Origin of the sequence: Paucibacter sp. M5-1 (assembly GCF_027498415.2) — a bacterium.
Taxonomy (GTDB): domain Bacteria; phylum Pseudomonadota; class Gammaproteobacteria; order Burkholderiales; family Burkholderiaceae_C; genus Roseateles_E.
The window spans coordinates 354,224-375,892 of the sequence record NZ_JAPZLM020000001.1 but is presented as its reverse complement, the minus strand read 5'-3'; the positions used below and the strand labels follow the sequence as shown (position 1 = coordinate 375,892).

16 protein-coding genes are annotated in these 21,669 nt (G+C 67.1%); all 16 read right to left on the bottom strand.

Annotated features, from left to right (window positions below; genetic code table 11):
* Nucleotides 1–2: 2 nt before the first annotated feature.
* From O5M90_RS01740 to O5M90_RS01665, 16 genes are read right to left on the bottom strand one after another with little or no spacing between them, the layout of a single operon-like run.
* Nucleotides 3–953, bottom strand: a complete 951-nt coding sequence (locus O5M90_RS01740; protein WP_440401788.1) for a polysaccharide deacetylase family protein — start codon at nucleotides 951–953, stop codon at nucleotides 3–5.
* A complete protein-coding gene (locus O5M90_RS01735; protein WP_440401787.1) occupies nucleotides 953–2,272 on the bottom strand; it encodes a putative O-glycosylation ligase, exosortase A system-associated in 1,320 nt (439 codons plus the stop codon). The genes O5M90_RS01740 and O5M90_RS01735 overlap by 1 nt, the downstream gene beginning before the upstream one ends.
* Nucleotides 2,265–3,647 carry a phenylacetate--CoA ligase family protein gene (locus tag O5M90_RS01730; RefSeq protein WP_269841665.1) on the bottom strand — a complete coding sequence of 461 codons (1,383 nt, stop codon included), beginning with the start codon at nucleotides 3,645–3,647 and terminating at the stop codon, nucleotides 2,265–2,267. Before O5M90_RS01730 ends, O5M90_RS01735 begins: the two co-directional genes overlap by 8 nt.
* Complete coding sequence (locus tag O5M90_RS01725) at nucleotides 3,644–5,767, bottom strand: glycosyltransferase family 4 protein (protein WP_269841666.1); 2,124 nt, start codon at nucleotides 5,765–5,767, stop codon at nucleotides 3,644–3,646. The genes O5M90_RS01730 and O5M90_RS01725 overlap by 4 nt, the downstream gene beginning before the upstream one ends.
* On the bottom strand, nucleotides 5,764–7,080 hold the full coding sequence (locus O5M90_RS01720; RefSeq protein ID WP_137940684.1) for a nucleotide sugar dehydrogenase: 1,317 nt from the start codon (nucleotides 7,078–7,080) through the stop codon (nucleotides 5,764–5,766). The genes O5M90_RS01725 and O5M90_RS01720 overlap by 4 nt, the downstream gene beginning before the upstream one ends.
* Nucleotides 7,077–8,306, bottom strand: coding sequence for a TIGR03087 family PEP-CTERM/XrtA system glycosyltransferase (locus O5M90_RS01715; RefSeq protein WP_262973050.1), 1,230 nt, complete (start codon nucleotides 8,304–8,306; stop codon nucleotides 7,077–7,079). The genes O5M90_RS01720 and O5M90_RS01715 overlap by 4 nt, the downstream gene beginning before the upstream one ends.
* Nucleotides 8,303–10,225: an asparagine synthase (glutamine-hydrolyzing) gene (gene asnB / locus O5M90_RS01710; RefSeq protein ID WP_269841667.1), complete on the bottom strand. Its 1,923-nt coding sequence runs from the start codon at nucleotides 10,223–10,225 to the stop codon at nucleotides 8,303–8,305. The genes O5M90_RS01715 and asnB overlap by 4 nt, the downstream gene beginning before the upstream one ends.
* A gap of 6 nt (nucleotides 10,226–10,231) precedes the next feature.
* A complete protein-coding gene (locus tag O5M90_RS01705) occupies nucleotides 10,232–11,455 on the bottom strand; it encodes a TIGR04063 family PEP-CTERM/XrtA system glycosyltransferase (RefSeq protein WP_269841668.1) in 1,224 nt (407 codons plus the stop codon).
* Nucleotides 11,452–13,413 carry an XrtA/PEP-CTERM system amidotransferase gene (locus tag O5M90_RS01700; protein WP_269841669.1) on the bottom strand — a complete coding sequence of 654 codons (1,962 nt, stop codon included), beginning with the start codon at nucleotides 13,411–13,413 and terminating at the stop codon, nucleotides 11,452–11,454. The genes O5M90_RS01705 and O5M90_RS01700 overlap by 4 nt, the downstream gene beginning before the upstream one ends.
* 5 nt (nucleotides 13,414–13,418) lie before the next feature.
* Nucleotides 13,419–14,594, bottom strand: coding sequence for a TIGR03088 family PEP-CTERM/XrtA system glycosyltransferase (locus O5M90_RS01695; protein ID WP_269841670.1), 1,176 nt, complete (start codon nucleotides 14,592–14,594; stop codon nucleotides 13,419–13,421).
* A gap of 3 nt (nucleotides 14,595–14,597) precedes the next feature.
* Nucleotides 14,598–15,881 (bottom strand): nucleotide sugar dehydrogenase, encoded by a 1,284-nt coding sequence (locus O5M90_RS01690; protein WP_137940689.1) that lies wholly within the window; start codon nucleotides 15,879–15,881, stop codon nucleotides 14,598–14,600.
* A gap of 41 nt (nucleotides 15,882–15,922) precedes the next feature.
* Nucleotides 15,923–17,470 carry an exosortase A gene (gene xrtA, locus O5M90_RS01685; RefSeq protein ID WP_269841671.1) on the bottom strand — a complete coding sequence of 516 codons (1,548 nt, stop codon included), beginning with the start codon at nucleotides 17,468–17,470 and terminating at the stop codon, nucleotides 15,923–15,925.
* A 39-nt stretch (nucleotides 17,471–17,509) separates the two neighbouring features.
* Entirely contained in the window at nucleotides 17,510–18,556 is a 1,047-nt protein-coding gene (locus O5M90_RS01680) for a FemAB family XrtA/PEP-CTERM system-associated protein (protein ID WP_262973057.1), read from the bottom strand.
* On the bottom strand, nucleotides 18,553–19,410 hold the full coding sequence (locus O5M90_RS01675) for an XrtA system polysaccharide deacetylase (protein ID WP_440402506.1): 858 nt from the start codon (nucleotides 19,408–19,410) through the stop codon (nucleotides 18,553–18,555). Before O5M90_RS01675 ends, O5M90_RS01680 begins: the two co-directional genes overlap by 4 nt.
* 19 nt (nucleotides 19,411–19,429) lie before the next feature.
* Nucleotides 19,430–20,563 carry a non-hydrolyzing UDP-N-acetylglucosamine 2-epimerase gene (gene wecB, locus O5M90_RS01670; protein ID WP_269841674.1) on the bottom strand — a complete coding sequence of 378 codons (1,134 nt, stop codon included), beginning with the start codon at nucleotides 20,561–20,563 and terminating at the stop codon, nucleotides 19,430–19,432.
* Nucleotides 20,560–21,666 carry an XrtA/PEP-CTERM system-associated ATPase gene (locus O5M90_RS01665; RefSeq protein WP_269841675.1) on the bottom strand — a complete coding sequence of 369 codons (1,107 nt, stop codon included), beginning with the start codon at nucleotides 21,664–21,666 and terminating at the stop codon, nucleotides 20,560–20,562. Before O5M90_RS01665 ends, wecB begins: the two co-directional genes overlap by 4 nt.
* Nucleotides 21,667–21,669 lie beyond the last annotated feature (3 nt).

Below are 21,669 nucleotides of genomic sequence, written 5' to 3'. Positions count from 1 at the left end.
GCTCAGCCCTGCCGCAGATTGCCGAGCAGGCGGGCACGCCAGCGCAGGCGCGTGCGGTCCCAGGGCGAGAAGCGCGGCAGCTGATGACGATCGCTGCGGCCCGAGGCAGCGCCCCAGGCGGTGCTGACGGCCGTCTCGAAACCCAGCTCCTTGACGATGTCCACACTCTCGGGCGAGTAGTCGCGGCCCGGTTTGCCATTGGGGTAGGCAAACAGTGACACCGGCTCGCGCAGCAGATCCTCCAGATAGCGCTTGCTGTCACCGATCTCGCGGCGGGCCTGGGGCCTGTCCAGCGTCGCCAATATGGGATGCGAGCAGGTGTGGGCGCCGATCTGCATGCCGGCCTGGCGCAGCTCGCGGACCTGGGCATCGTCCATCATCAGGCGCAGCGACTCGGGCACGCCTATCCTGCGCTCGAGTTCGCAGGCCAGCGCGAGGCGCTCGTCGATCGGACGGTACTTGATCGCGGCCAGGATGGCCTCGATCGCCGTGCGGCGGCTGTCCGGTCCGGCCAGCGCAAAGCTGGCGCCGTCCTGACCCAGCAACTCGCGGCAGTCCAGCGAGCCATCCGGGGCGCGCCGGATGGCCTCGATCACGCGGTCATTCCACATCCGTCCGTTGCCCAGGAAACCGGTGGCAATGAAGAAGGTGGCGCTCAGCCCATGCTTTTGCAGAATCGGCAGGGCCACCGAGCGGTTGTCCTCGTAGCCATCGTCAAAGGTGATCGCGCAGGCCCGCGCCGGCAGGCTGCCGCTGGCCAAGCGGGCGGCGGCCTCGTCCAGCGGCAGCACCTCGGCCCAGCCCTTCAGCCAGGAACAGATCTCATCGAAGCGCGGCGCGTCGACCTCGCCCGGAAAAATCGGATCCTGAGCCGGCAACACCCGGTGAAAGATCAGGATGGACAGCCGTGCCCGCGCGCCAGGCGGCGACAGCATCGTGAACGCGGTTTTCATTACCAAAGCTGGGCCCTCTTCATCGCTGCGGTGCGGATCTGGCTGACCGGCGCGCCGGCACCGAAGGCGCCCTGCTTGTCGGTCTGCCAGCGCTTGGCCTTCATCCAGACATAGCTTGTCGACAGGATCACGAGGATGTTGTACGGCAGGTCGAAATAGGCCAGGCTCAGGAAAGCACCACCGACCGCATAGCCAACGATGGAGACCTGACACATGCCGGCCAGATGGTAAAGCCAGCTGAGCTCCGGCTCATTCTTGGCTTCCTTGCGGATGGCCGAGGCCATGCGCCAGAGCACGATCCACAGCAGCAGGAACAGCAGCAGCCCGCCCCAGCCATGCTCGCCCAGCACCGAGAAGTAGATGCTGTGGGCTACCAGCACAATGTTCGGATTGGGGGCATAGATGCTGTACAGCCAGGGCGTCGAGGTCGCGAAGCCGGCGCCGAGCGGGCGGTCATTGGCGAGATGGAAGGCAAACCACCAGGCATTGATACGACCCATCGCCGAGCCGTCCTCCTCATAGGTCTGGATGGTCTGCATGCGTTCCCACCAGGACTCCGGCATCAGGCTCAGCAAGAGCACGCCGGCCACCAGCAGCACGGCGGCCATCGCGAACTTCTTGTCCGAGCGGGTCCAAAGCACCAGCCCCATGGCCGAGATGGCCAGCAAGGCACCGCGCGACTGGCTGCCCAGCGCCGAGATCGCACACAGGCCGATCAGCACCAGCAGGCCCATCCGCAGGCGCTTGTCGGTCGCCACCATGCGCAGATAGTTGATCAGCGGGATGGTCATCACCAGAGCCAGCGCCAGCTCGTTATTGCCCTCGATGAAGCCACCCGGCGGCCCCCAGACCCGCTCGGCGCCACCGCTGCGTATCGTGAACAGCCCCCCCTTGAAACCGTAGAAGCCGACCGACATCGCATTGACCCAGATGAACAGCTCGATGTGCTTGCGCTCGCGCAGCGCGGCGGCAGCAATCAAGGTCATCAGCTGGATCTTCAGCACCTTCTTCAGATAGTCCAGCGAGGGGTCGAAGTGCACCGAGAAGGCCGTGGTCAGGCACATCCAGAAGATGAACACGCACAGCACCTTGATCGGCGGCGTGAAGTCCAGCTTCAGCTTGTCGCGATTCACCATCACCGAGACCAGGGTGGCGATGGCGGCCATCGCGGCGAAAGGCATGGTGTGGGCAAAGCCGAAGGCCAGCTTGTGCGGGTTCATGATGCTGACCCAGGTCCAGAGCAGCACACCGGCCCAGGTGTGGCGGAAGGCATAGGGCAGGATGGCCAGGAAGAGGCCCACCAGGGCAAGGTCACGCATGGGCGGCCCCTTTGAGCAGCTCATCCGGCTTGACACGGCTGAGCACATAGCGGAACTTGCCCGAGGCCTCGGCGGCAATCTCGTCCACACAATCGACCCGCACCCGCACCTCGTCGCCGAGGCGGCGCTGGAAGGCCTGCTGGATCTGCGCGATCAGAGCCTGGTCAAAGCCGGTGCCTGGCACCACTTGCACCACGGTCTCGTCCAGGCTCAGCTGCTCGATGCGAAAGCGCTGCACGCTCGGCAGATCGCGCAACACATAGATCAGCGCCAGGCCATGCATCACCGTGCCGTCCTTGGCATAGACGAAGTCGGTCGTGCGGCCTTGCACCTCCTCCAGCACCGGCAGTCCCCGACCGCAGTCGCAGGCCTGCTGGCCCAGGCGGCCGACGTCGCCGGTACGGTAGCGGATGAACGGGAAGTCCGTCGTGGCCATATGGGTGACGACGATCTCGCCGAGCTCACCGGCGGCGGCCGGCGTGCCATCGGCACGCACGATCTCGACGACGATGTCCTCGGCGCTGATATGCAGCTTGCCGCTGGGGCATTGATGGGCGATGAAGCCCGCGTCGCGGGCACCGTAGCCATTGGCCACCGGACAGGCAAAAGCCCGCTCCAGGCTCTGACGCTGGTCGTCGTAGAGGCGCTCGGAGGTCACGAACACGACCTTGATGCCCAGACCATCGAGCGCGATGCCGCGCTTGCCGGCATGGGCGGCGATCAGGGAAAGGCTGGACGGATAGCCGAACAGCATCGCCGGCCGCTTGCTGACGATCTCGGCGACGAAACGGTCCAGATTGGCCTCGGACATCTCGAAGGCCGGCAACAGGCTGCTGCGCATCACCGCGTCGCGCAGCTGCCGCACCCGGTCCTGGGCGCCGAGCTCGACCGGGCTGCCCCAGACCACCAGCTCGGGGTCGCCGATGTCCACGCCCCACCAGCGGGTGGCCCGCCACTTGGCGCCGACATCATGGCTTTTGCGCGCCTTGCCCATGAAGAAGATCAGCGGTTCGCCGGAAGAGCCCCCGGTGTTGTAGCGCGTCAGCGGGCCGTGGCCATCGGCCTTCAGCGCCTCGGTATGGCGGCGAATCAGGGTCTTGTCCAGCAGCGGCAGGCGGGCCAGCTCGGCCACCGAGCTCAGGCCTTGCGGATCGAAGCCCCGGGCCTCGAACAAGGACCGATAGTAGGGAACGCGGCCACCGACCTCGCTCAGGAAAGTGCGCAGGCGCTTCAGTTGCTCATCGGCCAGCGCGGCCGGGCTCAGCCACTGGCTGCGCTCCAGGCGTTTTCGCACGGCGACGCTGGCATGGCCCTTGACCGCCTCATGCAGCGGGAACAGCAGGTGTGAGCACAGGGCGGTGTAGAGGCTACTCAAGATGTCGTTTCTCGCGAATTGATGGCGCGCCGGTAGGCATCCAGCCACAGCGGTCGGACCTGCGGCCAGGCGTAGCGCTGCGCCTGCAGCAGGGCCGCCGCGCGCAGCCGCTGTGCCAGCTCACGGTCGGTCAGCAGGCGCAGCACGCTATCGGCCATGCGCCGGTGGTCGCCGATGGGCACCAGCAAACCGGTCTGGCCGTCATCCAGCAGATCGGGAATGCCGCCGGCGTTGGTGCTGACCATGGGAACACCGCTGGCAAAGGCCTCCAGGATCGAGATCGGCATATTGTCGACGGTACTCGCATTCAGGGCGCAATCGGCCTGCGCATACCAGCGCGGCATGCCGGCATTGTCAACCCGGCCGACAAACTCGACCGATTCACCCAGCCCCAGCTGAGCCGCCAGCCCCAGCAGCTCCGCACGTTGCGGCCCTTCGCCGGCGACCACCAGGGTGGCGAGCGGGTAGTGTTCACGCACCCGGGCAAAGGCGCGGATCGCGGTGGCGTTGTCGTAGATGGGCTCGAGATTGCGTGCCACCAGCAGACGCGGCGCCGAGCCGACGTCGCGCAGCGGCCGCGCCTCGAAGCGCGACAGATCGACGATGTTCGGGATGATCTCGGCCGTCAGCCCATGCTTGGCAAAGACGCGCTGCAAAAAGGCCGAGGGCGTGACCCGCAGCGTCGCCTGACCCAGCAGCCGGCGTACATGGGCCGGCCCCTGGCTGAAGAACTCGTCGGCCAGGCCGCCTCGGTAGTTGATGATGAAGGGCACGCCACGGCGGCGCGCCATGCAGGCCACTGGCAGCACGAACAAATGCCAGGCCCAGCCGGAATTGGCCAGGATGTGGACCACCGCCGCCTCGCGCAGCTCGCGGCGCGCCTGCAGCAGATAGGGCAGCAGGCGCACCAGGGCCCGCACGACCGGCAGCTTGCCGGCGAAGGCCGGCCGGTAGGGCGCATTGGTGCGCAGCAGCCGCACGTCCAGGCCTTCGGCGCGCAGCAGGCGCAGCAGCTGCTCGCACTGGTTGGCCATGCCACCGGCCGGCGGAGGCAGCGGCCCGACGATCAGGATGGGGCCTGCCGGCGCGCCAGTGGCCTGGGCCCGCACTCGCCCGCTGCCCGGCTTGCGCAGGCGACTATGGCTGACAAGGAACAGCAGCAGCGCCGCCGGCATCAGCCAGGCCAGCAGCAGCAGGCGCTGCTGCAACTGCCGCAGGCGGGCTATCGGCTCCGGCGGGCTGCCGGCGGCCGCGATCGCGAGCTGTGGCTGCAGGCCCAGCGCGATCGCCGCCACCTGCTCGGCATGCACCGAGACCCGACCCAGCGCATGAACCAGCGGCTGCCGGTCATGGCTCGGCCCATTGTTGCCCAGCCACAGATACCACTGGCCGGCGCCGCGCTGGAAGTAGTCCCAGGCCTTGGCTTCGATGACGAAACCCGGCCGCGCCGGTGCATGCAGGGCGTGCAGCCGCAATGCGGGGTCGCGGCGCAGCAGTGCCGCACGGAACTCCAATGCAGCCAGCGGCGCCCCGCCATCACCGAGGCTGAAGTAGTAGTTGTTGAAGACGTCCAGCAGCTGCCAGCGGCCGGCCTGGCGGTTCCAGATCTCGGCGAACACATGGCCATGGCCGCCATAGCCATCAAAGGAGAAGGCCCAAGAGCGGCTGAACAGGCCGGCCGCGTGGGCCAGCGCCTCGAAGGTCTGGACAAAATCGGCGCAATAGCCGTCGCCTTGCTCGACGATGCGGCGGTAGGTGGTCTGCAGATCCGACTGGATGGCCCCGCCATTGAGCTTGGGGCTGCTGCCCAGCAGATGCTGGCTGATCAGGCGCGCGAGCGCCCAGTCGTCGGGGGCCGTCGCCAGGCCCAGCGATTCGACGAGTCTCACCATCTCGGGCGCCGGCGCGGCCTTCTCGCTCAGAAAGGCCGGCGGCACGGCCGCCGGTGTCCAGGGCTGCAGCGGGTCGAACTGAGTGTTCAGCAGCCAGGCATTGCGCAGGCGCACCAGCTCGGTGGCGCTGCCCAGATAGGGCGCGATCAGGCCCAGGCCGACCAGCAAGGCCAGCAGACTCAGGCGCCGACACCAGCGCCAGCCCGACGCCGGTGGCCGCTGAGTCACCAGCTGAGCCCTTCCAGCCTGGCCTTGAAGGCGCCCGGATTGGGCACCCGCACCAGGTCCAGCACATAGTGCTGCGGACCGGCCAGTTCGGCCACGGCGCTCGCGATCTCGGCGCCAGACAGGCCCATGACCAGCAGTTCGGAGTCCTGCACCACCTCGGCCAGATCGGCCTTCAGCATCTCGCCGATATGCGGCAGATGCTTCTGCACAAAGCTGCGGTTGGCGCCCAGCAGGCTGGCCAGATGCACCTCGGGGTCGTAGACCGAGAGCTGCATGCCCTTGCCGATCAGCTGTTCGGCCAGGGTCACCAGCGGGCTTTCGCGCAGATCGTCGGTGCCGGTCTTGAAGGACAGGCCGATGAAGCCGACCTTGCGCTTGCCCTGGGCCAGCAGCTTGTTGAGCGCCTGGTCCAGATGCTGGCGGTTGGACGGCAGGATGCCGGCCAGCATCGGCAGCTCGAGATCATGGGTCTTGGCCAGATAGGTGGTGGCGCGCAGGTCCTTGGGCAGGCAGGAGCCGCCGAAGGCGAAACCCGGGCGCAAGTAGGCGCGCGAGATGTTCAGCTGCGTGTCCTGGCAGACCAGGTCCATCACCTCGAAGGGGTCGACACCGAGCGCGTCGCACAGCCGAGCGGTCTCGTTGGCGAAGGTGATCTTCAGCGCATGGAAGTTGTTGCAGCTGTACTTCATCATCTCGGCCGAGCGCACCGAGGTCTTGATGAACTTGCAGGGCAGATGGCCGAACAGCGCCTGCAGGCGCTCGATGGGATAGTCGTGGTTGGCGCCGATGATGGTGAACGGCGGCTTGTCGTAGTCGCGGATCGAGCTGCCCTCGCGCAGGAACTCGGGCTGGAAGCACAGATGGAAATCGACACCATCGCGCTTGCCCGATACCCGCTCGATGATGGGGCGCAGCACGTCTTCGACAGTGCCCGGCACCAGGGTCGAGCGGAACACCACCACATGCGGCTCGCTCTTCTCGGCCAGGGCCTGGCCGATCTGCTCGGCCAGGCGCAGCACCGCGCCCTGGTCCTGGCTGCCATTGGGCGCCGAGGGCGTGCCGACGCAGATCAGCGAGATCTCGCTGGCCAGCACGGCCTGCTTCGCATCGACCGTGACGCTGACCTTGCCGCTGCTCGCGACGTTGGCCATCAGCTCGACCATGCCCTCCTCCACCACCGGCGTCTTGCCGGCGCGGATCAGCTCCAGCTTGGCCTGCTCGATATCGACGCCGATCACCTCATGGCCGTCGCGCGACAGACAGGCCAGCGACACCGCGCCGACATAGCCGAGCCCAAAAATACTGATCTTCATGCCACACCTGCCTCTTGCTTTGTATTGGGTTTCGTTACGGATGGGTCGACGAGCCGGGCAATGATGCCATCGAGCCGCTGCATCGAACGCGGCCACGCATGGTGGCTGAGCATGCGTTCACGCCCGGCCCGGGCCAGGCGCTCGCGCTCCTGCGCATCACCGGTCACGCGCAGGATAGCCGCGACGATCTGCTGCGGCGTGTCGGCCACCAGCAGATGGGCACCGTCCTCGGCATCCACGCCACCGGCCGCGCAGCTGCTGGTGACCACCGGCACGCCCATCGCCATCGCCTCGAGAATCTTGTTCTGCGTGCCGCGCGCAATCGCCAGGGGCGCCACCATCACCGCCGACTGCCGCACATAAGGCCGCACATCGGGCACCGAGCCGGTCACCGTGACGCCCGGCAGCTCGCCGAGCTGGCGCATCTGCGGCGAGGGGTCGGCGCCGATGATCAGCAGTTTCATGGCCGGCCGCTGCGCCCGCAGCAAGGGCCAGACCTCGGCGCAGAAGCGCGCCATGCACTCCTGGTTCGGGTAGTAGTCCATGCGGCCGATGAAGCTGACCGTGTCGGCATCGTAGGCCTGCTCGCCGGGCGAGAAGAACTCGGCATCGACGCCGTTGGGGAACCAGTCGGTGGCCGCGCCGGTGCCGTAGCCGTCCAGCGTCTGCCACTCGGCACGGGTGGTCGCGGTGCAGATGTCGAAACGCCGCGCCAGGCGCTTCTCGGCCGCCAGCATCTTGTAGCCCTCGAGCCGGTAGCCCAGCGAGAGCGGAAACGGCTTGTAGTTCGCGTACTCCAGCCATTTCTGCGAGTCCATATCGCCGAAATCCAGGATCTTAGGAATGTCCTGCACATGCTCGACATACTGGGCCACCGACGAGCAGTGCACGAAGATCAGGTCCCAGCGGCGGCTGGCCAGCAGCGCGTCGACGCGGGCGCGCAGCGCCGGCGAGTAAAAGTAGCCCATCGACGAGGGCGTGGTCAGCGGCAGGCGCACGATCATCCGCAGGAACTGCACCGGGTTGTGCACCCGCGCCATCTCGAAGGCCTCGCAGTGCGGCGCGATGCCCTGCCCTTCGACGCCCTCATCCTCGGCCCGCACCAGCGAGCACACGGTCACCCGGTGGCCGGCCGCGCTGAGGTGGCGGATCATATTGAAGGGCCGGATCTTGCCGCCGCGCTTGGGCGGGAACGGAAAGCGGTGGCAGAGATAGAGAATATTCATGCGAGATAGGACTTCAGTTCCAGGGCCACATCGGCCGGGTCGCGCCGGTCCAGATAGATGCGGCTCCAGATCTCCAGATTCATCAGCGCCAGCAGCGAGTCGGTGCCGTCGATGCGGTTGGCCTCGTGGTCGGCCATCAGCGCGGCCACGACGCCGGGCGCGAACAGGCCGCGCGCACGGATCAGCTCGGGGCTGAGCAGCCGGCGCAGCAGCGGCGCCAGCTCGCGCTTGAGCCAGGCGCCCATCGGCGTGCCGAAGCCGCGCTTCTTGCGGTCCAGGATGTCGGGCGGCAGCATGCCGTCGAGCGCCTGCTTCAGCACATGCTTGAGGCGACCGTTCCTGACCTTGATGGCCGCCGGCATCGAGGCGGCCAGCTCCAGCAACTCATGATCGAGCAGCGGCACGCGACATTCCAGCGAGACCGCCATGCTCATCTTGTCGGTCAGCAGCAGCAGATCGTCGGGCAGCTGGGTCTCGGCATCGACGGCCAGCATGCGGTTGAGCTCGTCGGCATGGCCGGCGGTCTCGAAGGCGCGGGCCAGCGGGTCCTGGCCCGCGCCGCTGTCCAGCAGCAGGCCGGCAATCAGCTGCGGCTGCAGCACCTGCAGATAGCTCTGATAGCGGGCATCGGCGCCCATATCGGCCGAGGCGATGAAGCCCTTGGCCAGGCGCAGCGTGTTCAGCAGGCCGGAATGGCGGTCCGCCGGCAGCCGCGCGGCGGCGGCACCGATCAGGCCACGCATCCAGCCCGGCAGCGCCTGGTAGCGCTGTGCATAGTGGCCGCCCAGATAGCGGCGGTAGCCACCGAACAGCTCATCGCCGCCAACGCCGGACAGAATCACCTTGACGTCCTGGCGCGCGAACTGCGAGACCAGATAGGTGGTGATGAAGGCGGTGTCGGCCAGCGGCTCGTCCATATGCCACAGCAGCTGCGGCAGCAGGCCGACGACATCGGGCTTGACCAGGATTTCCTTGTGCTGCGTGCCGAACAGCTGAGCCACCTGGCGCGCATAGGGCAGCTCGTTGTAGAGCGCCTCGGCCTCGCCGCCCTCGAAACCGATCGCATAGGTGCGGATCGGCTCGCTGGAGTGCCGGGCCATATAGCCGACCACCGCGCTGGAGTCGACACCGCCGGACAGGAAGGCGCCGATCGGCACATCGCTGACCATCTGCATGCGCACCGAGCGGTCGAGCTCGCTGCGCACCCGGTCGATCCAGCCGCGCTCGTCCAGATCATGGCGCACGCCCGGTGCAAGCCGCCAGTAACGCCATTCGCGCACCTGGCCGCGCTCGACCGCCAGCAGCGTCGCCGGCGGCAGCTTGCGGATGCCCTTGAAGATGCTGCCCGGCGCGGCCACATAGCCGAGCTGCAGATAGCTGGCCAGCACCGAGCGGTCGAGCTCGGCGCTGACGCCCGGCAGGGCCAGCAAGGCCTTGGCCTCGGTCGCGAAGGCCAGGCGCTGGCCGTCCTGCATCACATACAGCGGCTTGACGCCGACCCGGTCGCGGCCGATCAGCAGGCGCTGGCGGCGCGCGTCCCAGAGCGCGAAGTCGAACATGCCGTTGAGGCGATGGACGAAGTCGTCGCCCTCGGCGTCATAGAGATGCAGCAGCACCTCGCTGTCGGAGCCGGTCTTGAAATGAAAGCCCTTGGCCTGCAGCTCGGCGCGCAGCTCGCGGTAGTTGTAGATCTCGCCATTGCAGACCAGCCAGAGGCTGCCGTCCGCGTTCGACAGCGGCTGGTGGCCGCCGGAGAGGTCGATGATGGAGAGCCGGCGCATCGCGATGCCGCAAGGGCCATCGATATGCTGCCCCTCATCGTCGGGGCCACGGTGCTGGGTGACGAGCCCCATGGCCGACAGCTCGGCCGGATTGACGGGCGCTGCATCGAAACGGTAGATGCCGTGAATGCCACACATAGGGGTTCAGGCCTCGAAGGATTGGGGAAGCGTGCGGCCATGGCGCTGCAGAGCCCGGCGGTACACCTCCTGGTAGCGCGCCACGCTGCGCGCCCAGGTGCGCTCCTGCTCGACAAAGCGTCGGGCCTGTGCGGCGATCTGCGGCCAGCGCTCGCGCTCGGCCAGCAAGGCGCTGATCGAGGCGACCAGCGCGTCGACGTCGCCGGCCTTGAACAGATGGCCGGTCTCGCCGTGCCGCACCAGTTCGCGATGGCCGCCGACATCGGAGGCCACGAACATGCGCCCCTGGGCCATGGCCTCCAGCGGCTTCAGCGGCGTGACCAGCTCGGTCAGCCGGATCGGCAGGCGGGGATAGGCCAGGATGTCGATCAGCTCGTAGTAACGCTGCACCTCGGCATGCGGCACCCGGCCGGTGAAGATCACCTGCTGCTGCAGACCCAAGGCCTGCACCTGCGCCTTCAGCGCCTCTTCCTGCGGCCCGCCGCCGACCAGCAGCACGCGCAGCTGCGGCGTGGTCGGCAGCAGCCGGGCCGCCGCCTCCAGCAGCAGATGCAGGCCTTCGTAGCCGTAGAAGGAGCCGGCGAAACCCAGCACCGTGGCGCCGCCCAGGCCCAGACGCTCGCGCAGCGCGGCATCGGGCGCGACGCCGAACTGGAAGGCCTCGGCATCGACCGCGTTCGGGATCACCGTGATGCGCTCGTTCGGGATGCCGCGCACCGCGATATCCTGGCGCAACCCCTCGCAAATCGTCGTCACCTGGTCGGCACGCGCCAGCGCAAAACTCTCCAGCGCGCGCGAGACCCGGTAGCGCAGGCTGCCCTCGGTGGTCGTGCCATGGTCGACCGCCGCGTCCTCCCAGGAGGCGCGCATCTCGTAGACCACCGGCAGGCGCAGGCGCCGCCCGACCCACAGGCTGGGCAAGGCATTGAGCAGAGGCGAATGCGCGTGGATCAGGTCCGGCTTCTCCGCTAGCACCAGCTCGCGCAGACGTTTCGCGGTCAGCTGCATCTGGCGTATCAGGCCGGTGCCGGGCTCGCTGGGCGTGCGATGAAAACGCCAGCCGCCGGCCTCCTCGGCCAGCGCCGGGCCATGGCCCTGCTTGGGCGTGGTCAGATGCAGGGTGGTCCAGCCCAGCGCTCGCTGCTCGCGCAGGATGGAGGCGGTGCGGAAGCTGTAGCCGCTGTGCAGGGGAAGCGAATGGTCCAGCACATGGAGAACGCGCAGGCTCATGTGAGGGCCACCGCTTCCTTAACGCCAGCCGGCTGGCTCAAGGTGCTGTTGCCGCCGTCGACCACCTGGCGCAAAAAGGCCTCGAACATCAGCAAGGTCCACAGCGGCGCGCTGTAATCGCTGGCGCCGCTCTGGTGGGCGTCGACCAGATGGCGCAGATAGGCCGGGTTGAACCAGCCGGTGGCGGCCAGGCGATCACCCAGCACCGCGTCGCGCACCCGCTGCTTCAAGGGGCCGCGGAACCAGCGCGCCAGCGGCACGGCAAAGCCCATCTTCGGGCGGTAGAGGATGTCGTCGCTGAGCTGCGGCTCCATCGCCTTCTTGAACAGATACTTGCCTTCCTGGCCGCGGATCTTCAGGCTGGACGGCAGGGTCGCCAGCCATTCGACCAGCTCATGGTCCATCAGCGGCTCGCGCACTTCCAGCGAGTGGGCCATGCTGGCGCGGTCGACCTTGGTGTTGATGTCGCCGACCAGATAGGTCTTGGTATCCAGGTACTGGATCAGGGCCAGCGGATCATCGGTGCCGGCCTTGGCGGCATGGCGGTCGAACACGGCCTCGGCGTTGTAGCCGGCCAACTCGGTCTTGAAGCGCGGGCTGAACAGCTGCTCGCGCATCGGTCCGCGCAGGATGGAGATCGAGTGGAAATAGGCCTCCACCGAGCTGCGCGCCATGCCTTCGAAGGTGGTCTTGGCGCGGAACACCCGCGGCGCCCAGTCGGCCTTCGGATAGAGACGGCCCAGCATGCCGAACAGCGGCTGGCGCAGCCCGGCCGGCAGCGCGCCGCGCATGCGCTCCTCCATCAGATGCATGCGGTAGCGGCGGTAGCCGCCGAAGCTTTCGTCGCCGCCGTCGCCCGACAGCGCCACCGTCACATGCTTGCGCGCCAGCTGGCAGACGCGGTAGGTCGGGATCGCCGAGCTGTCGGCATAGGGCTCGTCGTAGAGCCGGGCCAGCAGATCGATCAGGTCGAAGTCGTCGCTCTTGACGGTCTCGACGCGATGGTTGGTCTGGTAGCGGTCGGCGACGATCTGGGCAAAGGCCGATTCGTTGAAGGCCGGGTCGTCGAAGGCGATCGAGCAGGTATTGACCGGGCCGTCGGACAGGCCGGCCATGGTTGCGACCACCGCGCTGGAATCGACGCCGCCCGACAGAAAGGCGCCCAGCGGCACCTCGGCAATCATGCGCAGCCGCACCGACTCCTTGAGCCGCGCCTGCAGCTCGGCGCTGGCGTCCTCGACGCTCATCGGGTTGTCCAGCGTGAAGCGCACGTCCCAGTACTCCTTGGGCTCGGGCAGCGGCTCGCCCCGGCGCAGGCACAGGCTGTGGCCCGGCGAGAGCTTTCTGGCCTGCTTGAAGATGCAGCGCGGCTCGGCCACATAGCCCAGCGCGAAATACTCCTCGACCGCCAGCGGGTCCAGTTCACGCTTCATGCCGCCCTGGCCATCGTCATAGGCCAGCAGCGATTTCAGCTCGGAGCCGAACAGCAGATGGCCGTCGTCCAGCAGCGCGTAATACATGGGCTTGACGCCCAGGCGGTCGCGCGCGATGAACAGGGTCTGCTTGTTGCGGTCCCAAATCGTGAACGCGAACATGCCGCGCAGGCGCTGCACGCAGGCCTCGCCCCAGGCCTCCCAGGCATGGACGATGACCTCGGTATCGCTCTTGGTGTGGAACTGGTAGCCCAGGCCCTGCAGCTCGCTCATCAGGCTCTGGTAGTTGTAGATCTCGCCGTTGAAGACGATGACCACCGAGCGGTCGGCGTTGAACAAGGGCTGCTGGCCGGTCGCGATGTCGATGATGGACAGGCGGCGGTGACCGAAGCCCAGACCCGGCTCGGTATGCAGCGAGCCCTCGTCGGGCCCGCGATGCCATTGCGAGTCGTTCATGCGCTGCAGCCGCGCGGGGTCGATCTCGCGCGCGCTGCGGGTGTCAAAAATACCGGTGATTCCGCACATGGTCGTCAGCTCTTGATCAATTGAATCCGCTCGGGCGCCCGGGCGGCCAGCAGCTCGTCATAAAGGCCTTGGTAGCCCGCCACCATCACCGGCATCGCAAAGCGTTGCTCGACCGCCCGGCGACCCGCCGCGCCCAGCCGGCGCGCCCGCTCGCCGTCATCGGCCAGCTCGATGATGCGCGCGGCCATGGCCTGCGGATCGGCGGGCGGCACCAGAAAGCCGCTGCGGCCCTCCTCCACCAGCTCCACATTGCCGCCCACTGCGGTCGCGACGACCGGCAGGGCGCTGGCCATCGCTTCCAGAATGGTGTTGGACACGCCTTCAGCCAGCGAGGGCAAGACAAAGCAGTCCAGCGCGCGCATCCAGCCGGCCACATCGCCGCGCTCGCCGGGCAGCCAGGCCAGCTCGGCCACGCCGGCCTCGGCCAGCAACTGCTGCACCCGCTCGCGCAGCGGGCCTTCGCCGGCCATCACCAGGCGCAGCCGCGGCCGCAGATCGGGGCGCTGCTGCAGGGCCAGCACAAAGGCACGGGCCAGAGTCGTCTGGTCCTTGACGGTCTGCATGCGGCCCACGGTGCCGATGATGAAATGCTCGGGCGCGCCGAAGACGCAGCCGGCCAGCGCCTCGCGCTGCGCGGCCGGCTGGAAGCGCCGGATATCGACGCCGTTGTAGATCTGGCGAATCGACGCTTCGGGAAGGCCGACCTTGCCATGCAGATAGCCGGCCAGATCGCGCGACAGCGCGACAAAGCGGTGCACGAACAGGCCATAGAGACGGCGCAGCCGCTGGTAGCCGCGGTGCGTGCCGTCCAGGTCGCCGACATCGCGGCCATGCTCGCCATGCACACGCACCGGCACGCCGGCCGCCCAGGCCGGCACCACCACCTCCAGCGCGGCCAGATTGCGGGTGTGCACGACGGCCGGCCTGAGCTCGCGCAGCAAGCGGTAGAGCTTGGGGTAGAGCCAGAAGCCATGGCCCGGCGGCTTGTGCAGCGCGATGAACTGCACATCGCTGCGGCGCACCCGCTGCCGGAACTCGGTCACCTCGGTCAGCGCCAGCACCGCGTGGCGATAAGCCCGCGAGTCCATCTCGTTGATCAGATTCACCACCCCGTTCTCAAGCCCGCCGGTATCGAAGCGATACACGACGTGCAGGATCAGCGGGCGGCGATCATCACTCATCGTTCACAGGCGCCAGACCTTGTAGCCGGCCTCGATCAGGGCCGGCGCATCGAAGGCCGCCTTGACGTCGATGAAGGCACCGTTCTTGACCAGCTTCTTGCCGAGGTCGTCAACGCCCAGCGCGGCATACTCCTTGTGCGCGACCGCCGCGACAATGGCATCGGCGCGCGGCAGCTCGTCCCAGGGCAGCAGGCGCACGCCGTACTCGTGCATCGCCTCCTCGGCCTCGGCCTGCGGATCGGTCACAAAGACCTCGACCCCATAGGTCTTCAGCTCGTTGATGATGTCGATCACCTTGGAGTTGCGCAGATCGCCGCAGTTCTCCTTGAAGGTGAGGCCCAGCACATTGACCCGGGCGCCCTTGATATAGCTGCCGCTGGCGATCATGTGCTTGATGGTCTGCTCGGCGATGAACTTGCCCATGCTGTCGTTGATGCGCCGGCCCGCCAGGATGACCTGCGGGTGGTAGCCGATCATGTCGGCCTTGTGCGTCAGATAGTAGGGGTCGACACCGATGCAATGGCCGCCGACCAGGCCCGGCTTGAACTTCAGGAAGTTCCACTTGGTGCCGGCGGCTTCCAGCACCTCGCTGGTGTCGATGCCCAGCTTGTCGAAGATGATGGCCAGTTCGTTCATCAGCGCGATGTTCAGGTCGCGCTGGGTGTTCTCGATCACCTTGGCGGCTTCGGCGGCCTTGATGCTGGAGGCGCGGTGCACGCCCGGGATGATGATGGTCTCGTAGAGCTTGGCGACCTTGTCCAGCGTGGCCGGGGTGTCACCGGAGACGATCTTCAGGATCTTGGTCAGCGTGTGTTCCTTGTCACCCGGATTGATGCGCTCGGGGCTGTAGCCGACGAAGAAGTCCTCTTTCCACTTCAGGCCCGATTCGCGCTCCAGCACCGGGATGCAGACCTCCTCGGTGGCGCCGGGGTAGACGGTGCTCTCATAGACCACGGTCACGCCCTTCTTCATATGGCGGCCGACGCTGGTGCTGGAACCGATCAGCGGGCGGAAGTCGGGGATATGGGCCTCGTCCACCGGTGTCGGCACGGCGACGATGATGATGTCGGCCTCGGCCAGCAGGGCCGGGTCGGCGGTGTAGACCGCATGGGTGGCCTCGCGCACCTGTTCGTCGCTGAGCTCGCGCGAAGGGTCGACACCGCGCTGGCAGGACTCGACCTTGGCCTGCGCAATATCGAAACCGATGGTGCGCATATGCTTGCCGAATTCCACCACCAGGGGCAGGCCCACATAACCCAGGCCGATCACCGCTACCGTCGAGCTCATCGCTTGTTCCTTGTTCATCCCAGATGCCTATGCGGCGGCTGTCAGCGCGCCGCGTCTTTCTTCGCTTGCTGCAGCTGCGCCTCGATGGCGCCCCAGTTCTGCTGCAAAAAGTTCTGCAGCAGCGCTTGCGCCGATGCCGCATTGTCCGTGTCTTTGACCGTGTAGACGATGACCGCCGCGGCGTCATCGCCCCGCCCGCTCAGGCGCTGCCAGGCGCCATACAGCTTGGCCCGCACATCACTGGCCGTCAGGCGGCCGTCGATCCAGTAGAACTGCCAGACCAGCAGCCGGGTTCCGGCCGAGCGCAGCTCGGTGCCGCGCAGCCGCAGGTCCTGGCCGTCCAGACTCAAGGCCTGCCCCTGGCTGCCCATGCGCGTCCATTGCTTGTCCTCGGATCGCACCAGCTGATTCAAGGAACTGACCAGCTTGCTGTCATAGGTCTGGCCGCGGTAGTAGGCGATATGCAGCCCGACCGGCTGCTGAGCCTGCCCGATATAGGCCGCCTGCAGCTCGGCCGCCGGCTTGCGGTAAATCGGCGTCCAGTCCGGCAGGCCGGTCTGGTTTTCGGCCCAGGCCTGCAGCTGGGGCGCTGTCAGCGCCGGCGCGCGCCCGGCACTGCCGCCGGGCAGCAGCGTCAATGCCGACAGCGGCAGCAGCGCAATCAGCAGAGCCAGCAGCGCGCCCACCCAGACGGCTTGTGAGCCCGGCCGGGCCGGCACCGTCGGCAGCGCGACGGACTCCAGCGGCTCGGCCCAGCGCGCACCAATCATGAACATGGCCAGCATGATGATGCCGAAGAACACCCAGCCATAGACCAGATGGTCGGCGCCGGTGGCGATCGCGTTGTCGGACAGATGGCCCAGCATCACGATGATGTAGGCGCGCAGCCAGTTCGCCAGCAGCGGCAATGCAAAGGCAAAGGCGATGAAGACCAGGCGCCGGCGCAGCGAGTTGTAGTTCAGGTAGGCGAACAAGGTGCCCACCATGCCCGAGGCCATCAGATAGCGCAGGCCGCTGCAGGCCTCGACCACCGACCAGTTGCCCGAGGGGATCACGAATTGCAGGCCTTCGCGGTAGACCGGCACACCGCTCGCGCGCAGCGCGGCCACGGTGAAGTCGGCCGTCGCCTCCATCAGCGCGGGCATCATGAACTCGCCGATCGGCACGGCAAAGAACAGGAAAGCCAGCGGAAAGGCGATCTGCCAGGCGACCCGGTGACCCAGCACCAGAGGCACGCTGAGCACCAGCATGGCGACCAGGGCCAGCTGGGTCAGCGCATTGACCGCGACCAGATCGCCCAGCAGCCAGGCCAGAGCGGCCGCCAGAAAGGGGATGGCAAACCAGAAACTGGGCTGCGGACCAAGCCGGGCCAGGGCCTCGCGCTGGCGCCAGATCAGCCACAGCGAAATCGGCGGCACGACAAAGGCATGGGCGAATGTGTCCGAGCGCTGCCAGATGCCCACCATCGCCAGACCGGTCTCGCGAAACAGCAGCAGCAGAAGCAGGAGCAGCAGCGCGAACAGCGGCAGCGCCACACGCCAGGCCTGCGGCAGCGATGGGGCGGACAATTGCGGAGCCACGCTGCTCATGCGAATCTCGACCGGTGCAGCACGGACATCGTCGCCTCCTCAGCCAAGATTGCGAACGATGAAAGGACCCAACCAGTTCGCCCAGGCCAAGGGCATGCGGCGCCAGGTCTTGATCAAGAGCTGGTACTTGGCGTTGGACGGGTTGTTCTGAGGCACGGTGTCGCGCTTGTAGAGGCAGTATTCGTAGGTCAGCGGCGTCGGCTCGAAGCCCCAGTTCTTCTTGAAGGCGTAGGAGCCGGTGCCCTGCTTGCTGCGGCCATAGTCGAAGACCTTCAGTCCGCGCGCACAGGCCAGCCGCATCAGTTCCCAGTATTTGAAGTCATTGGCGGCCAGCTCGCGCGCCGCCTCGGCATCGCCGGCATAGTAGGGCAGCACTTCATCACGGAAATAAAAGCTCACCACCGAACTGAGGGGGGTGCCCTGGGCATCGGTGACCGTCAGCACCTCGCAGTCGCTGCCGAACTCGCGCAGCAAGGCCTCGAAATAGCGCCTGGGCATGGCCGGTGTGCCATGGCGGTGCACATTGTCGGCATACAGCGCAAAGAAACGGCCGGCGTCGGCATCGAGATGGCTTTGCAGCCCGTTCTTGATGCCTTTGCGCACCATCGCGCGCTGCTTGCGCGGGATGGCCAGCATATTGGCCTCCTCCTCGGGCAGGATCTCCTTGCGAAAGGTCACATAGAGATCCTGGCGCGGCCAGTCGCTGTGGCGGGGCTGCACATGGCGCAGCTCCAGATGATCGGCGCCGAGTTCCTTGGCAATGCGCTGGGCCTCGTCCTCCAGCGCCTGGGCCGCAGCTTCAGTCTCGGCGGCCACGCCGCCATAGACGCCAAAGGGCAGGCTCACCAGCGCATGGCCGAACAGCAGGCTCTTGACCTGGGCCAGCGGCAGCACGCCCTCGATGCGGCCGTCGCGCTCGGCATAGAGAAAGAAGCAGCGGTGGCCGAAGATCTCGCCGACCAGGCGCTGCCAGCCGGCGCGGTGGAAGAAGCTCGCCTGCGGGCAGGCCAGCACAAAGGCATCCCAGGCCGACACGGCCGGGCCATCGCCTGCATGCAGGCGTCGGATCGTGACCGGGCCGCTCATCGATGGGTCGCCGCGGTCTGACCCAGAAAGATCTCGTCCATCCGGCCCCAGGCAAAGTCCTGCAACAGCCGCGCGATGCGGGCCTCGGTGCGGGGGATGTTGACGTAGTGCCGAAAGCGCGTCTTGGCGTCGATGCCGGCCACGCGCGGCTGGTCGACATCGATCTCCCAGGGGTGGAAATAGAACACCGCCGACTGCTGGTCGACCCGGTTGACCTGGGCTATTAGCCAGCGCGACAGCGCGTAAGGCAGCAGCCGAAAATAGCCACCGCCGCTGGAAGGCAGGTTCTTGCCGCCCAGGCGCAGGGTCGTCACCGGCACCTCCAGCAAGCCCTCGCGCACCGGATAGGCAAAGCGCGGCGAATCGGGCATGCCGTAGTGGTCGTGCTGGATCGGGTAGACGCTGGAGCTGTAGCGATAGCCGGCGGCCAGCAACTCATCGAAGGCCCAGAGATTGCCCTTGCCGATCGAGAAGCTCGGCGCGCGGTAGCCCAGCACCGGGCTGCCGCCGATGTCTTCGAGCAGGGCCTTGGCGCGCGTGATGTCGCTGCGAAAGGCCTCCGGGCTCAGATCGCTGGCACGCTCATGGCCGTAGCCGTGGCTGGCCAGTTCATGGCCGCCGGCGACGATGCGACGCACCAGCGCCGGATAGCGCTGCGCCACCCAACCCAGCGTGAAGAAGGTGGCATGGGTGTCGCTGGCCTCCAGCAGGGCCAGGATGCGCTCGACATTGCGCTCGACCCGGCATTCGCGCGCGTCCCAGTCGCTGCGGGCAATATAGGGCGCGAAGGCCGAGACCTGGAAGTAGTCTTCCACGTCGATGGTCATCGCATTGCGCGGCTGGCGGCTGGGCATCAACATAGGGCTGCTCTCGTCAAGGTTTGAGCCATTGCCACAAATCGGCGGCGATGCGCTCGGCGGCATGGCCGTCCCAGTATTCGGGCACACGGCCGCGCTTGCCGTGGCCGGCCAGCACCTCGGCCACGCCACGCAGCAGCGCTTCGCCGTCCAACCCGATCAGGGTGTTGGTGCCCTGCTCCACCGTGATCGGACGCTCGGTGTTCTCGCGCAGAGTCAGGCAGGGCACGCCCAGAGCCGTGGTCTCTTCCTGCAGGCCGCCGGAGTCGGTCAGCACGATGGCGGCGCCGGCCATCAGGCCCAGCATCTCCAGATAGCCCTGGGGCGGCAGCAGGGCCACGCGGGAAGGGTCCAGCATGGCCTGCAGGCCGAAGCGCTCGATATTGCTGCGGGTGCGCGGGTGCAGCGCGAACACCAGGGGCAGGTCTTGCGCGACCTGGGCCAGCAGGCCCAGCAGGTGCTTCAGGGTCGCGGCGTCATCGACATTCGACGGGCGGTGCAGCGTGACAACGCCGTAAGCCCCGGACACCAGGGCCGTATCCAGACCGTGATCGCGCAAGGTTTGCGCTGGCGCGCGCGCCAGCGGCCGGCTGGCCTCCAGCGAGTCGATCATCACATTGCCGGCGAAACAGACCCGCTCCAGCGCGATGCCCTCGCGGGCCAGATTGTCGGCGGCGCTGCGCTCGGTGGTGTAGAGGCGGTCGGCCACCTGGTCGGTCAGCAGGCGGTTGATCTCCTCGGGCATCTTGCGGTCGTAGCTGCGCAGGCCGGCCTCGACATGGGCCACCGGCACCCCTTTCTTGACGGCCACCAGGGTACAGGCCAGGGTCGAATTGACATCGCCGACCACCAGCACGCAGGAGGGCTTGTGCTCATCCAGCGCCGGCTCGAAGCGGCGCATCACCTCGGCCGTCTGCAGCGCGTGGCTGCCGGAGCCGACCTCGAGATTCAGGTCCGGCTGCGGCAGGCCCAGGTCGACAAAGAGCTTCTTGCTCATATCGGTGTCGTAATGCTGGCCGGTATGCACCAGCAGGGCCGGAATCGGCGGCTGATGGGCAGCCAGTGCGCGCAGGATGGGCGCCATCTTCATGAAGTTGGGCCGCGCGCCCACCACGCACATCACGGGGGCCAGTGTCACTGCGTCTGTCATTGCTTGGTCTCGGTCGGCACGGCGGTCGGTGCGCTGGCTGCTGCTGCTGCGCCGGCGGGACGCACCGCCTCCACCAGTTTCTGTAGCAGACCCAGGGTCTGCAGATTGATGCGCTCCAGCCTGATCAGGCTGCTCTCCAGGCGCTGCAGCCGCTCGGACTGCTGGTCCTGATTCAGCGCCGCGATCTCGCCGGACAGGCCGCTGAGATCGCCCAACTTGAGCCGGCTCAGGTCCACATCCAGCGGCGCCCCGGCAGCGACCCCATTGTGATGGCTGGCCTTCAGCGGTGTCTCGCTCTCCTGGGCCAGATCGCGCAGCACCTCGTTGACATCGGCCACCTGCAGATGGGTCTTGCCACCCATGAAGCCCAGCAACAGCAGGCGATCGCACAGCGAGTTGATGCGCCGCGGTATGCCCTGGCTGGACTTGTAGATCAGCGGGAAGACATCGAGCTCGAAACTGGGTTTGCCGCTGCTGCCGGCGCATTTGAGGCGGTGCTCGATATAGCGCTGGGTCTCGTCCTCGTCGAGCGGTCCGATATGGCAGGTGGCCGCGACACGCTGGCGGAACTGCTCCATCTCGGGGCGCTGCAGGATGTTGCGAAACTCGGGCTGGCCGACCAGAAAGGTCTGCAGCAAAGACTGGTTGCCGAACTGAAAGTTGGACAGCATGCGCAGTTCCTCGACGGCTCGCGCCGTCAGGTTCTGCGCCTCGTCGACGATCAGCAGGCAGCGCTTGCCCTGGCTGGTCTGATTGACGAAGAAGGCCTCCAGGGTCATCAACAGCTCGGACTTGGGCAGGTCTTTGACCCTCACGCCGAAGGCCGCACCGACCATGCGCAAGGTATCCTCGGCATCGAGCTGGGTCGTGACCAGGTTGCCGATCACGACATTGCTGCGGTTCAGACTGTCCAGCAGGCCGCGCAGCAAGGTGGTCTTGCCGGCACCGATCTCGCCGGTGATGACGATGAAGCCGTCATTGCGGAGCACGCCATAGTCCAGATAGGCCTTGGCACGCCGGTGCTGCTTGCTACCGAAGTAGAAATTGGGGTCGGGGCTGAGTTGGAACGGCTTGCTGCTCAGCCCGAAAAAAGCTTCATACATGGG

Excerpts from the sequence above, each read along its gene's own strand:
- O5M90_RS01720 (WP_137940684.1), bottom strand. The coding sequence starts at position 7,080 with ATGAAGATCAGTATTTTTGGGCTCGGCTATGTCGGCGCGGTGTCGCTG.
- O5M90_RS01705 (WP_269841668.1), bottom strand. The coding sequence starts at position 11,455 with ATGAGCCTGCGCGTTCTCCATGTGCTGGACCATTCGCTTCCCCTGCAC.
- O5M90_RS01735 (WP_440401787.1), bottom strand. The coding sequence starts at position 2,272 with ATGCGTGACCTTGCCCTGGTGGGCCTCTTCCTGGCCATCCTGCCCTAT.
- O5M90_RS01700 (WP_269841669.1), bottom strand. The coding sequence starts at position 13,413 with ATGTGCGGAATCACCGGTATTTTTGACACCCGCAGCGCGCGCGAGATC.
- O5M90_RS01695 (WP_269841670.1), bottom strand. The coding sequence starts at position 14,594 with ATGAGTGATGATCGCCGCCCGCTGATCCTGCACGTCGTGTATCGCTTC.
- wecB (WP_269841674.1), bottom strand. The coding sequence starts at position 20,563 with ATGACAGACGCAGTGACACTGGCCCCCGTGATGTGCGTGGTGGGCGCG.
- O5M90_RS01665 (WP_269841675.1), bottom strand. The coding sequence starts at position 21,666 with ATGTATGAAGCTTTTTTCGGGCTGAGCAGCAAGCCGTTCCAACTCAGC.
- O5M90_RS01690 (WP_137940689.1), bottom strand. The coding sequence starts at position 15,881 with ATGAGCTCGACGGTAGCGGTGATCGGCCTGGGTTATGTGGGCCTGCCC.
- O5M90_RS01740 (WP_440401788.1), bottom strand. The coding sequence starts at position 953 with ATGAAAACCGCGTTCACGATGCTGTCGCCGCCTGGCGCGCGGGCACGG.
- xrtA (WP_269841671.1), bottom strand. The coding sequence starts at position 17,470 with ATGAGCAGCGTGGCTCCGCAATTGTCCGCCCCATCGCTGCCGCAGGCC.
- O5M90_RS01675 (WP_440402506.1), bottom strand. The coding sequence starts at position 19,410 with ATGCCCAGCCGCCAGCCGCGCAATGCGATGACCATCGACGTGGAAGAC.
- O5M90_RS01715 (WP_262973050.1), bottom strand. The coding sequence starts at position 8,306 with ATGAATATTCTCTATCTCTGCCACCGCTTTCCGTTCCCGCCCAAGCGC.
- O5M90_RS01680 (WP_262973057.1), bottom strand. The coding sequence starts at position 18,556 with ATGAGCGGCCCGGTCACGATCCGACGCCTGCATGCAGGCGATGGCCCG.
- asnB (WP_269841667.1), bottom strand. The coding sequence starts at position 10,225 with ATGTGTGGCATTCACGGCATCTACCGTTTCGATGCAGCGCCCGTCAAT.